This window comes from Flavobacterium ajazii, assembly GCF_010614725.1.
GTDB lineage: Bacteria > Bacteroidota > Bacteroidia > Flavobacteriales > Flavobacteriaceae > Flavobacterium > Flavobacterium ajazii.
The window spans coordinates 276,949-290,804 of sequence record NZ_JAAEHL010000008.1; the positions used below are offsets into that span (position 1 = coordinate 276,949).

Annotated in this window: 9 protein-coding genes; 3 read left to right on the forward strand and 6 right to left on the reverse strand. The window is 33.6% G+C overall.

The window, feature by feature from the left end:
* Positions 1–88 precede the first annotated feature (88 nt).
* From GWR14_RS16075 to GWR14_RS16085, 3 genes are all read right to left on the reverse strand, one after another.
* Positions 89–427 carry a T9SS type A sorting domain-containing protein gene (locus GWR14_RS16075; protein ID WP_163410092.1) on the reverse strand — a complete coding sequence of 113 codons (339 nt, stop codon included), beginning with the start codon at positions 425–427 and terminating at the stop codon, positions 89–91.
* 107 nt (positions 428–534) lie between these two features.
* On the reverse strand, positions 535–1,749 hold the full coding sequence (locus GWR14_RS16080) for a hypothetical protein (RefSeq protein WP_163410093.1): 1,215 nt from the start codon (positions 1,747–1,749) through the stop codon (positions 535–537).
* A gap of 131 nt (positions 1,750–1,880) precedes the next feature.
* The gene (locus tag GWR14_RS16085) at positions 1,881–4,697 is read right to left on the reverse strand and encodes a TonB-dependent receptor (RefSeq protein ID WP_163410094.1); all 2,817 of its coding nucleotides are present in this window, start codon (positions 4,695–4,697) and stop codon (positions 1,881–1,883) included.
* 233 nt (positions 4,698–4,930) lie between these two features.
* Between GWR14_RS16085 and GWR14_RS16090 the strand changes: the two genes are divergently transcribed.
* The 3 genes from GWR14_RS16090 (at position 4,931) to GWR14_RS16100 (ending at position 8,392) form a co-directional block, all read left to right on the forward strand.
* Positions 4,931–5,614, forward strand: coding sequence for a response regulator transcription factor (locus GWR14_RS16090; protein WP_163410095.1), 684 nt, complete (start codon positions 4,931–4,933; stop codon positions 5,612–5,614).
* A 233-nt stretch (positions 5,615–5,847) separates the two neighbouring features.
* Complete coding sequence (locus GWR14_RS16095) at positions 5,848–6,927, forward strand: sensor histidine kinase (RefSeq protein ID WP_163410096.1); 1,080 nt, start codon at positions 5,848–5,850, stop codon at positions 6,925–6,927.
* 166 nt (positions 6,928–7,093) lie between these two features.
* Complete coding sequence (locus GWR14_RS16100) at positions 7,094–8,392, forward strand: porin (RefSeq protein WP_163410097.1); 1,299 nt, start codon at positions 7,094–7,096, stop codon at positions 8,390–8,392.
* 1 nt (position 8,393) lies between these two features.
* Here GWR14_RS16100 and GWR14_RS16105 read toward each other — a convergent pair whose 3' ends face one another.
* The 3 genes from GWR14_RS16105 to GWR14_RS16115 form a co-directional block, all read right to left on the reverse strand.
* Positions 8,394–9,464, reverse strand: a complete 1,071-nt coding sequence (locus GWR14_RS16105; protein ID WP_163410098.1) for a glycosyltransferase — start codon at positions 9,462–9,464, stop codon at positions 8,394–8,396.
* A gap of 283 nt (positions 9,465–9,747) precedes the next feature.
* Positions 9,748–10,260, reverse strand: a complete 513-nt coding sequence (locus GWR14_RS16110; protein WP_163410099.1) for a hypothetical protein — start codon at positions 10,258–10,260, stop codon at positions 9,748–9,750.
* Positions 10,261–10,323: 63 nt separating this feature from the next.
* Positions 10,324–13,755: a hypothetical protein gene (locus tag GWR14_RS16115; protein WP_163410100.1), complete on the reverse strand. Its 3,432-nt coding sequence runs from the start codon at positions 13,753–13,755 to the stop codon at positions 10,324–10,326.
* Positions 13,756–13,856 lie beyond the last annotated feature (101 nt).

Below are 13,856 nucleotides of genomic sequence, written 5' to 3' on the forward strand. Positions count from 1 at the left end.
TTTTTTTATGCAAAGGTATAAATAATTGTAGGATGTAAAGGCAATAAAAAAGCCCCAAATTATTGGAGCTTTATATGAATTTTATGTTTTACCTGACAATCAGTTTTCGTGTCGCTGAATTGTTTTGTTCTGTTATTTTTATAATATAAACACCAGGAGTCAAATCTGCGACGTTTAATTCTTTTGTGGTTATATGTGCCTGAAGTATCTTTTTTCCTAAAACATCAAAAATTATAATATCTTTTTCTAAATCATTTTTTGAAGATACATATACTTTTCCGTTTGTCACAGGGTTAGGGTATAGGCTCAATCCTTCTATTGTGACAGCATCACGGGTTTTCGGCAACTGCTTACTGTCCTGAGCTGAGCTGCTCACAGTAAAGAAAAATGCCAGTAAGAGAGTAATATAAAAGTAATTTTTTGCCATCGCATTAATTTGGATATGTAAATATACAAAAAAAGTTTTCAATAATTACGCCAAAAAAAAACATCCTAAATTTTTAGGATGTTTTTAACAATTTATGTAGACTAAGATTAGTTTAGATTGCTCAATAAATTTACACCATCAACAGTAGCCCATGCACCAGGAGTTAAAGTAGCTCCTGTAGCAGTAGTACTAGTTGTCCAGTTTGATGCAGGAACAAAACTAGCTGCAGTTACTGTGAATGAAGCAGGAACTCCTGAAATGAAAGTAATAGGAGAGTTAGTAATTTTTACGTTGTTTAATTTGATTTTTCCTGCAGCAACCTGGTGATCATATGTAGCTTTATCTAATATTTGAATCACACCGCCATTGTAAGCAGTTGGAGTAGTCTGGCTACCAAAACCATCAATTACGATGTTGCTGTAATCACCATTTCCTTCTTTTTTAAATTGGATAGCATCCAATTGAATTTCACTTTGTGCTTCTGTAGTTGTACCAACAGCTCTTTTAAGAGTGATGTTAGTAACTTTTGGCCAGAACGCATTGTCAACACTTTTAGCTTCTACTTCTAAACCGTAGTTAGCAACACCTGTTTGATAAGCATACCAGTTTGTGTTGTCTTGACCTCTCCATCCGTCTTGCCAGTCAAAAGAGTCGTCACTATTACCGTAAGAGATTGCATTTGTTAAGCTTACTGTTCCTCCGTAAAATTCAAAACCATCATCATTACCTTTGTAAGAAACCAAGTGATCTAATACAGTTCCTGTTCCAACAGAGTAGAATGAGAATCCGTTATTTTCTTTACTGTTAGATGTAATTACCTGTCCAGCATATTCAACTCTTACATATTTCAACGAACCTCCATTGTGTGTAGAATTTGAACCTCCGTATGTCAATCCTAAACCGTCTTCTGAGACAGCTGTTTGTGGAGCAGCAGCAGTTGCTGAGTTTACGATTGGAGCATCACCATACATAATAATACCAGCCCAAGAACCTCCTACTTTTGATTTTTCAGTAAAAACTATTGGTTGATCAGCAGTACCATTAGCGATTAGTTTTCCTCCATTTAATATAACAAGACCATTTTGTCCTGTAGATTTGTCACAAGTAATTGTAGAACCAGCCTCGAAAGTAAGAGTTACACCACTGTTAACTTTGATCATTCCTTTTAAGGTGTAATTACCATAAGCATAAGTTGTATTTGCTGTAATGTCTGAAGATATTTCTCCGGTTACTGGTTGTTTTACAGGTGTATCATTATTGTCGCTTGAGCAACCTGTAAAGATACTTCCCAAAACTGCTAAGCAGAATACTAATTTTTTCATAATTGTGTTTTTTTATTTGATTTTTAATCCTGAACAAATTTAATTCGAGTCTCTTTTAATCTATTTAAGAGAATGTTACCAAATTGCAATTCGTTTTTTAAGTTTGTGTTTTGTAATTGTTAAGTGTGTTTTTAAAATGTATAAGATACATTCATAGAGAAGCCAACTCCTTTTTTGTATTCTCTTATGGTTAAATCACTTTCGGTTATTGGAATTCTGCTCTTTTCACCCATTTCTATTCTATAAGCAGGGTTTAATATGTTGTCTACAGATAATTTAACATCGAATTTGTCTGAAATTTTGTTTTGCCAAATAAAGTCAAGCTTACCAAATGGCATTTCATAATAATGATCTAATTTATTTGTTCCTACAGCATAGATTCGTTTACCATAAAGATTGTATACCATAGTCATAGAGCTTTTCCATTTTTCACTAAACTCAGAATCGTATTTAAGATCAGCATTTATTATCCATGGTGATGCTCCTTGTAGTTTTCTTGATGGATCGGCATCAGCTGCAATAGTTTCGGGATTGTTAACTCCATTTGCAAAAACTTTTTCAATAGTTACTTTTGTATCCATTAAAGAGGCATTTGCACCCAAAGAGAAATTAGATAATGATTTTGAAATTCTTTCTAATTGGAATAAGAATTCGAATTCAGCACCATAAAGAAACGCTTTTTTAGAATTACCATATGTCATAATCTGCCCGCCGCTTCCTGCTGAATTTGTAAATAATCTTTCAATAGGGTTTTCTATTATTTTAGAAAAAAGTGTTGCAGAAATTAATTCCTTACTGGTTGGGAACAACTCGTATTTCAAATCAAAGTTATAGTTGTCACTGTTGATTAATAAAGGATTACCTTGTTCTATGGTAGCGTCTGGATTTACAAACTCAAGAGGATATGACTCCATAATTACTGGTCTTGTAATTGTTTTTGAGGCAGCAAATCGTAAGTTTGACTTTTCGTTTACAATGTATTTTGTATTCAAAGAAGGCAAAATATCTGTTTTTTCAACAATGTCTTTTATATAAGGATCGTCGAAACTTCCTGCCTCTTTATATGTTGTTTTTCTATAAGTTTGTTCGACTCTTGCTCCTGCATTTAATTCTATTTTGTCAGAAAATTTGAAGGCCATGTCTACATATCCGGCGTTAATGAACTCATCTAACATTGCTTTGTATGTTGGATTGGTTCCATCAGTATAGGTGAAATTATTTTTTAAAATCTCATCTTTTAAAGTCGCATCAGGAGTATTAGTTGGGAAAGTAATACTGTTTGAGTTTAGTCTTTGTGATACTAAAAATCTATATTCAGATCCCATTTTGTTCATATAGCCGCTATATCCTGCCGTAAGTTTGTGTGCTTTGCTGATGTCTTCATTGCCAAATTTCCAGCTGTATTCCAGTAAGCCAGAAATGTGCTGGTCACCTTTAACATCGAAATATTGTCTAACTATACTATTTCCGGAGTAGCTTATTGAAGTGTTGTTGTCATCAATCTTAATACCGGAAAACGACTTTCTGTCTGGAAGTTCATATTTTGTTGTAGAGAATGAAATACCGGATTTTATAGTTTGTCTTTCGTCTTCGGTTAGTTTGTAATTACCGAACAATTGTGTGTTTAAAAAATTAGACTCCTGTAATTGGTTCATTCTGATAAAACCATTAGTCTGGGCCGCATTAGAATTCGTATAACCTAGCTGATCTTGTATTGAATTTTCAGTTGATTTTAAATAGAGTGTATTTGAAGTTAAAGAAAGTCTTTTTGTTTTATAAGTTAAAGATGCTAATGCAGATGAGTTTGTTATAAATTTATACTGTGTTGTAACTAGATCATTACTATAGTTTCCTTGTCCTGGATTAAAAAATCTATCAGCTCCACTTCTAATTTGAAATTTATTATCATAGTTAATAGAAAACAAATATTGTAATACGTTATCTTTTTTGCCTACATTGAATTTTTCTGAATGAAGGATTCCAAAACTGGTGTTTAAAGGGGATACATCGCTTTTAACATCAAAACCAGATCCAAACCCATTTGCAGCCTGATCTGCAGTTAATGTTTGAAAATTAGGATTTTTGTTTATAAAAGACGGCAAATCTCTTTCGTTGCCTGAAAATCCAAAAAAATCTCCTGTTGAAGTTGCATCTTCAGAGATGAGGAATTTTTTTAGGTTATTATTGATAGTGTAACCAACTCCAAAATTAATTTTAGTCTGGCTTTTCCCAGAGCCTGCTGTTACGATATTAAAGGTAGCTCCTGCAAAATCACCGTATAAATTAGGATTGAAAGTTTTATATGTTTCCAAAACACTTACAATATCGGTTGGAAAAATATCTAAAGGAATGATTTTTTTGAACGGATTGTTTGATGGGATAGCCAAATCATTAAGTAAAAGGGTATTGTAGCGATCTTCTAAACCTCTTACAAACAAACCTCTTCCTTCTACTTTTGTGATTCCGGTAATTTTTGTTAAACCTTCTTCAACATCGCTAACTCCTTTTCGGGACATTTCTTGTGCTCCGATACTTTGTTTAATAACGACAGCATTTTTTTGTTCCAAAAGTAAAGCAGTTTCTTTTTCTCTGTTGCCTCCTGTTGATTTAACAACTACATCTTTAAGTGTATAACCACCGGCAGATAATACCTGGTTAACAGTAATTGTTTCGTTTGCTTTAACAGTAACAGGTTTTTCTACAGATTCATATCCAACGAAACTAAAAATAAGAGTATAGTTTCCCGGATTTACAGATAAGGAATATTTTCCTTCAATGTCAGTGTTGGCACTAATGTTTGTTCCTTTAATTAAAATATTTGCAAAAGGAAGTGCTTCATTATTAGTTTCTTTGTCGGTTAGTACACCAGAAATCGTACCTTTGTTTTGTGCGATCGAAATCGTACAGATAAATAATGCAATAATTAGAAATCTTAAATTGAATTTCATTTCAGTGTTGTGTTTAATTTATTTTGGTGCAAAGAAATATACACACTGTAAAGTTCATGTTAGGCACTTGTTATGTTTTTGTGTCTTGTAGATTATCAAATTGTTACCAGATTAAATTACCGTTAACACAACTTTTTAACCGTTGTTTTTATATTATATTTACCATCGCAATTCAAAAACATCGAATATTTAATGAAGAAAATTTGATGTGAAAATTTCAATTTTTGCTATTTATGAAAAAAACACAAACCAAGATTTTGTTAGTTGATGATGAGCCGGATATTCTTGAAATTGTAGGTTACAATCTCGCTCAGGAAGGCTATCAGATCGTTACCGCTTCAAATGGAAAAGAAGCAATCACAAAAGCTCAGAAAGAACTCCCGGAACTTATTATTATGGATGTAATGATGGCCGAAATGGACGGGATGGAAGCTTGTGAAAACATCAGAAAAATTCCGGAGCTAAATAACGTTATCATAACATTTTTAACGGCAAGAAGTGAAGACTATTCACAAGTAGCTGGTTTTGATGCCGGTGCTGATGATTACATTACTAAGCCAATAAAACCAAAAGTACTGGTAAGCAAAGTAAAGGCTTTGTTAAGAAGGTTAAAAGAACAGGAAGTGGTTACAGATACCTTAAACGTAGGCGGAATAGAAATCAATCGCGAAGAATATAAAATTATCAAAGATAATGTTGAAATTTCCCTGCCAAGAAAAGAATTCGAACTATTCTATTTGTTAGCTTCAAAACCAGGTAAAGTATTTAAAAGAGATGAAATCTTAGATAAAGTCTGGGGAAATGAAGTGGTAGTTGGAGGAAGAACTATTGATGTGCATATCCGAAAATTACGAGAAAAAATTGGTGAGGACCTTTTTAAAACCATAAAAGGAGTCGGCTATAAATTTGAAGCTTAAACATTCAATATAAAATGTTTTAAATCATCAAAAATTAGGTTTAATTAAGCTTTAAACTGATTTTGGATTGGTAAAAACATTAATTAGATTTAAACCATATAAGGAATTGAAGTTCATATGATCTTCGATTTTTTATATGGTTTTTGAGTTAACTTTGTTTTGACTTCTAAAATTATTATTAAAAAGCAAGCTTAATTTTCTTAATACCTTAATGGTTAATTAATTTAATTTAAATGAAAATCAATTTCAAAAAAACCTATAGATTCGCTATCAAATCAGCATTGTACATAAGTCTTTTTACAACGGGATTTGTGTTGTTGCTGATGAATATATTTTATAAAAACCAATTAAAATATCAGGCAGGATTTGGAATAATCTTTTTAATTTCAGTTTACATCTTTTCATTTTTGGTACTTCAGTATCGGGTGGAGCGTTTTATATACAGAAGGGTGAAGAAAATCTATGATGAGGTTTCTTTACTTGAATCAACCCCTCTTATCAATCAGCCAATCACAACTGATATGGAAACGCTTTCACGCGAAGTGAAAAAGTTTGCGACAGATAAAAAACTCGAAATCGAAATGCTTGAGATTAGGGAACAATATCGAAGAGAGTTTTTAGGAAACGTTTCGCACGAACTTAAAACACCACTTTTTACTGTTCAGGGTTATGTTTCAACTTTGCTGGACGGTGCTATGGATGATAAAACCATTCGAAAAAAATACCTCAAACGTGCAGAAAAAGGGGTAGAACGTCTGATTTACATTGTTGAAGATCTGGATATGATTACGAAATTAGAATCAGGAGACCTTGATTTGAATATAATCGAATTTGATATCGTTGAATTGATTCGCAATGTTTTTGAGTTATTGGAAATGAAAGCCGATAAAAAGAAAATCAAACTGGCATTTGAAAGCAAAAATTTGCAATCCTTAATTGTAAAAGGTGATAAAGACAGAATTCAGCAGGTTTTAGAAAATTTGATTGTAAATTCAATCAAATACGGAAAAGAAGGCGGTTTGACGGAAGTTGGGGTTGTAAATCTGACTAAGAAAAAAGTCCTGATTCGTATTAGTGATAATGGTGAAGGTGTTGAAAAACAAAATATTCCAAGGCTTTTTGAGCGTTTTTACAGGGTTGATAAAAGCGGAACACGTTCTGAAGGAGGGTCTGGCTTAGGTCTGGCAATCGTAAAGCATATTATAGAAGCTCATAAAGAGAAAGTATACGTAGAGAGTGAATTCGGAATAGGTTCTGAATTCTCTTTTACACTTGAAAAAACACAAAAAGCACAAAAAGCTGAAGTTAAATAATTGTAAGTAGAGTTTTCTTAAAAGCCGTAAAACAAGGGTTTTAACAATAAATCAACGTACAGATTTGACTCGTAACATTAAATTTTTATTATAGTAACATCTGGTTAATGATTTCTTAACATAGGTGATACATCTTTGCATCCTGAAATTAAGGGCATTAGAAAAAATGATAAAAAGAACAATTATGGCAGTTTTAGTACTGCTTGCCTGTGGAACCAACGCACAGGAATTAAATAAACAAGATGTGAAAAACGAAGTAATGCGCATTTTGGATTCTATTAATAAAGCAAAACTTCCGGATACTAAATCGGGAGGTGGTGTCGAAGAACACTGGTATGATAAAATCTCTCTAAGAGGTTATGCACAAATCAGATATAATGGTTTGTTCTCTACAAACGACAAAGTTTCCTGCGACCAGTGTGATAAGTCCTGGGGAACAACTTCTACAGCTCCGGATGCAAAAGCAAACAATGGACTTTTTATCCGTCGTGCACGTTTGGTATTTTCAGGACAGGTTCATCCAAATGTATTTTTCTATTTTCAACCGGATTTTGCGAGTTCACCAAGTAGTGGAATTAATAATTTCGTTCAGATCCGTGATTTGTATTTCGATGTTTCTTTCGATAAGAAAAGAGAATATCGTGTTCGTGTGGGGCAAAGTAAGATTCCGTACGGATTCGAAAATATGCAGTCCAGTTCACAGCGCTTAACATTAGATCGTTCTGATGCTGTAAACAGTTCGATAGCTAATGAACGTGATTTGGGAATATTTTTTTATTGGGCACCTGCCAAAATAAGAGAACGTTTTGCAATGTTAGTAAAAGATGGTTACAAAGGTTCCGGTGATTTTGGAGTTTTTGCTTTTGGTGCTTATAACGGACAAATTGCAAATAAATTAGACGGAAACAGAGATCTGAATGTAGTGGCAAGGGTTACTTATCCCTTTGTTATCGGAAACCAGATTATAGAACCCGGAATTCAGGCTTATACCGGAAAATGGGCTTTTACCGGAGAAGTTTCTTCTGGAGTTATTGTTAATGGCGATCCCCAATATATAAAAGACCAAAGAATTGGAGCAACTTTTGTTTTATACCCAAAACCTTTTGGTATTCAAACGGAATATAACATTGGGACCGGGCCACGCTATAACCCTGCAACAAACAGAATCGATGTAACGGATATAAACGGAGGATATGTACTGCTGAATTATAAATGGGATTTTAAAAAACAGCATGTTTATCCATTTGCCAGGTTTCAATATTATGATGGTGGAAAAAAATATGAAAAAGATGCCCGTACGTATGTCGTCAGAGATTACGGATTAGGTGTGGAATGGCAGCCAATCAAAGCATTTGAGCTGACAGCAGAATATGTTATTGCTGACAGGACATTTGAAGACAGTGCTATCTTGGTTAACAGGCAGCAGGGAAATGTATTGCGATTACAGGCGCAGTTTAATTTCTAATTTACTTCTCAAAAACTGTAAATAACGAATCCCAGTCGATATTATTTTCAAATTGGGACAAACCTTTAAACGATTTTACTTTTGAAAGATCTTCAATCGTAAAGTCGTTTTGCGTTGCATAAGGTATCAATTGTTCCTCCTGAAGTTTTATGGCTAAATATTCCTGTTCATATTGGCCTGGTGTTGGGATAAAAAAAGCTTTTTTGCCCAGTTTTGCCAAATCCATAACCGTAGTGTAACCAGATCGACACAAAACCAAATCACTTTCGTTAAAAGTCTGTTCCAGCTGTTTGGTATTCATGAAATTGTAATACGTCACATTTTTGATTTGTTGTTTGGTTTGTGTTTTTTCCACAACACCTTTTACAAAAACAATTTCGCCTCTGTAACGTGTGATTTCTTTTTGTAGTTTCTCTTCCAGCAAAGTGCGTTGAGGTTCCGGACCGGACAAAATAATCATTAAATCATATTGTTTCTGAGTTTCTTTTTTGCGCATTCTGCTCAAAGGGCCAATATATTTCAGATTTAAATGATTGCTTTTAAGATGTCCCAGGTCACCGGTCAGATTTGGATTTTCACTAGTGTCGGGTACCCAGCATTCATTATATTTTTTTATGAAATATTGATGACATTTACTCGTAAACTTTGTGGTGTTTCCTGTCATCACATTCAGTTGATGCGTAATAAATACCGAAGGAACTTTTTTACTGAAGACACCAAGTCTGTTATCTGAGATGATACCGTCAATATCATATTTTCTTATCCATGAATTTACAATTTTCTTTTCATCCAGAATAGCAGTAATCATTTTAGGTAAACTTTTGATAAGTTTCCATTTAAAGTTTTTGCCGTTTTTGGCATATTCAATATGATAAGAAGGCAATTCTAAGGTCTGTATATATGGAAATTCTTTTTGTAATAATGCTAATGCAACACCATCCGAAGCAATTATGGGAATATAATTGTTCTCCTGTAAAGCCTTAATTATCGGAATACATCGGGTCGCATGACCTAATCCCCAGTTCAAAGGAGTTATTAAAATAGTTTTATTGGCAGTATATTCGATGCTCATATTGGGCGATTTTCAAACGAAGATAAAGAAATGATCTTTTTCTGTTATTTCGAATATATTACTAAATTATTAACTCTGAATTTTCAAAATCAAAAATCAATTTCAATGAAAATTAATATCTAACCTGATGACTGAAATTGAAAGTGTCAGGCTGATCGGAGTCGAAGCCCTTCAAAGTTAAAAAGAGCCTTCAATTTAGTTTTGTATGATTTTCTTAAATAAATTAAAAAAGCCCGGACTTTCATAATGGAAATCCGGACTTTTATGGTCAGACAGAAAGTTTTTAATCCTGAATATACGTTTTGTTACCGTTTTTATTGATGTAGTATTTTCCGCCTTTTGGTCCGGTGTATACTTTTTTACCATTGTATTCTCCCGTAACTTTATCAGCTACTTTTGGTGCTTTTTCGTTTGTTTCTTTTAGAGTTTTAGCACCTGTTTTTGATGCAGATTTTTTAGCTTTGTCAGTTTCATTTTTAGCTTTATCAGCTGTAGTTTTTACATTCGAAGCTTCTTTTTTAGTTTTTGAAGCTTCTTTATCTGCTGAAGTTTTAGCTTTTGCTGCCTCTTTTTTTGCTGAGGCTTTTGCACTGGATGCTTCTTTCTTTGCTTTTACGGATGTTTCGGTTGCTTTATCAGAAGCTGCTTTAGCTTTGTCGGCTTCTTTTTTGGCATCTGTTTTAGCTTTTTTTGCTGAAGCTTCGGTTTTGCTCTTAGTTGCTTTTACAGCTGTTTCCTGTGCGTAAAAATTAGATGAGAAAATAACTGCAAAACAAAGGAATACTAATTTTTTCATGAGATTAGGAGTTTAAATTTCAATTAAAATTAATCAATTTTAGCATAGCTTTTCAGTAAAGTGTTAAAAATAAGCACGAAGCTGTATATTTCCGGTATGTACGGTAACACCTGTTTCGCTTTTTCGTCCCTGATAATTTAAATTGACATCTAAAAATTGCGTGATGTTTTTCTGCAAAAGTAGTTTCCATACTAAATTTTCACCCGCCTGAAGCCCTTCGAGCATCTGAAACCCAACAGAGGAAAATTCGTCTCCGACAAATTTGTTTTCATAAAAAGAAAACTCTCCGTTTACAGTTACTTTTTTATCTCCTGCATAAGAAAACGAAGTTCCCAATCGGTTTTGGGTTAAGGTTTCAAAGTTTCCAATTTGGTTTTCTTTTTTTTGCAATTCATAAAAAAAGTCAAGGCTTGTATTTTTTGAAAATAAATAACTGATTTTAGGTGCAATCTGATAACCGGTTAAATCATAATTTTTGGTTTCAAAATCTTTTGAATTTAACGAAGTCTGAATTGTTTTGGTAAACAAATTCAGTAGCCAGCTTTTTTGATATAAATGGGTGTATTGCAATTGATGTGAATAGTTTTTTACTGATTGTGAACCAATCGAAAGCAGATTTTTTCCGTTGTTAATCAAATATGAATAAGTTACAGAATGCTTTTGCTTGCCCCGGTTATAAAACAAACTGTTCCTAAAACTCGAATTTAATCCTAAGATGTTTTCTTCAGAAGAGTGAAACGGATTCAGTTCAAAATTATTTCCATCGCTTTTTACTTTTCGATCCATAATAAACGAGGTCTGATTGTAAAAATAGGAAGCCATTTTTTTGAAGCCTTTTGCGTTCTGCCACTGTAGCGGATTTATAGTGAGGGATTGCGAAAATTTGTTCTGGTTGGTTTTGATGTAAATCTGATTAGGTAAAAAAACACGGATGAATTTTGCCTGATCAGGAAAAGGAGCGGTTTCAAATTCTTCCAATTCCTGAATGCCATTACCATTATAATCATTCCACGCATAGACACCCTGACCTGCTGAAACTTCCAGATAGGTATATTCCTGTTGCGCTATAGTTCCCGAACTGGTTTCGTAAACTGTTCCAATTTGAACAAATTGATTGAAGAAACGGTCGTTGTATAAAATCCTTGAATTTAGAGAAGGCTCATTTTTCCGGTCAGCAGCTGTAAAATCCAAATTTCGGTAACTGGCATAAACGGCCAAATCTGTTTTTTTGTTCTGAATTAGTTTCGATTTCAGATAATAAGTTTGTGAGTTGCTTACATGCTGCAATAAGCCATTTTGTAAACTATCGTTTTTTCTACGTACATAACCCAGCTCCACAAAAACTTTTGTGCTGTCACCTCGTCCAACAAAAGCCCCGTATTCTGAAAACCGCTGACTGATAGCCGAAAATTGATTGGTAGCTTTGTCTTTTTCCTGATTATCTTCTATCTGAATATTTCCTCCAACCCAGTTTTTACCAAAATGATATTTGGTTTTGGCAAGGTTTCGGATAAATTTTGAAGTTGAAGCCGTGGCATCACTATTTAAAAAACTTCCCTGATTTTCTATCGTCCAGTTTTTTATTTTAAAAGAGGCTGTAGTAGTATGTCGGTTTCCCGAATAACTTTCGGTAAAATCTAACTTTTCAAACTGATAGGTCAGCAAACCAATATTATTTGTTTTTTTATTTGAAAAGAAATCAAAATTTAAACCAGCAACTAATAAGCTCTGATTGCCCAGAAGTGTAGGGCTTAAATTCCAGTCACGATTAAATTCAATATTATACAAACGTTCTATTGATTTGAAATCCTTATCGACATACTGGTAATTAGCATAACCGTCAAGTGTCCAGCTCTTAGTGAAAAGACGTTTTTTGGTATTTAATTTTAAAGCTATTCCGTTGTTATTGCCATCATCAAGATTCGAAAATAAATTCTGGTCATTGTTACTAATCCCGATTTCAAAATCAACCAGTGTTTTTTCATTCGGATTGTATTTGCCTAAGAAAGTTGCTGCCTGAAGTTTCATAGGAGCTACTAATTGTACAATAGGCTCGTAATTTCCCTGAAGAATTCCGTTTACAGGAGCAACATATTCGTAAATTCGTTCAACCGAATTTGCATTCTGAATCACATAATTTCCTGAATTGGCTCCAACAAGACTAAATTTCACATTGTATAAAACGTCTTCTGGATTGTTGGAATATTGGTAAATCTCAACTGAATTTTCAATTGTTTTTTTATACAAAATCTTATTGTCAGCATAAGTGTCTTCGTAGGCTGAAGGCGCTTTCATCAAAGTGGTGTCATCTCCTGCTTCATTTAAAATCTGAACTTGCTCTGTGGAGAGATTTTGCTGTAAAGGCTGGTTTTTTAAATCGTTTTCTGAATATAAATAACCGGCAAAACTCCATTTTTTATTTTCATGTGAAGCTCCTGCGTACGTGACCATACGGTTGTAATTCCGGTCTGAATATTGGTATTCAATGTTGATTCGCATTTCAGAAGTAATCGTAAAAAGCGATGTAAAAACAATTTCACCCGCATTGTAATCAATCACATAATCATTGTTTTCACCTCTTTTAAGCAAAACACCATTCACATAAACACGCTCAGATCCTGAAATTACCAAAACATACAATTCGCCATTTTGTCCTTTTAGTTTATAGGGACCCTGATTGCCTTCCTGTCCTGTAAAAGTACTTTTAGCATATTGCCCTTTTGCGAAAGCTACCGAGGCAAAAACATTGGTTTTATTGTCTTCTTCGCCAAAATCAAAACTGGCCGAAAGTCCCTGAACTTTTTTATTAAAACTTAAAAATTGCGCCTTTCTGTTTTCTAAAAATACATCTCCCGCCCGAATATTCCAGTCATCGCTGAACAATTCCATAAAAATATTATCAAACTGATCCAGTTTTTGCGAATATCCGCCTTCCTGCAGCGGAATATTATTGTCCTGTAATGAAGCCCTCAGACTTATTTTGTCTGAAATTTTTCCTGTAATCTGAAGGTCTAAATTGGAGTTTAAAACAGTATTTTGATTGTTTCCGATTGTAAGACCTCGGGTAATACTACCTGAAGTATTCAAACCATCAAACGGAGTAGCTTTTTTAGTGCTGGGATTATCTATTTTGTACAGCTTTTCAGAACCAATATCACTGCTCACAATCTGACTCGAATTGTAAAGACTGTATTCTTTGGTTAAAAAGTCAGGATATTTTAAATAATTGACAATTAAACTGTCTGAATCTGAAGTGAATTTTTCGTTTAAAAGAAGATGCCCTTTTTGAAAATCGATTTTATAAAAAGTCGAATCTATAGGTTCATTTTTAGAATTCAAAAGCTGAAAAAATCTGGAGTTGATACTCACATTTTCCAGATGAATGGTATCCCGTGTGATCTTTACCTTTTTGGTTTTGTAGAGCGGATTGGTTTCCTGGGCATGAAGCCAGGAAGAACAAATTATAACCAATAAATAAAGTAATTTTTTCAGCATAAATACTTTAACTCTAAAAAGCCAAAAGTAGTATTTATAATTGGGAATTGTTATGTAGTATATTTTAGTTTTATTGGTTTCGGTAGGTAATAAAACAAGAA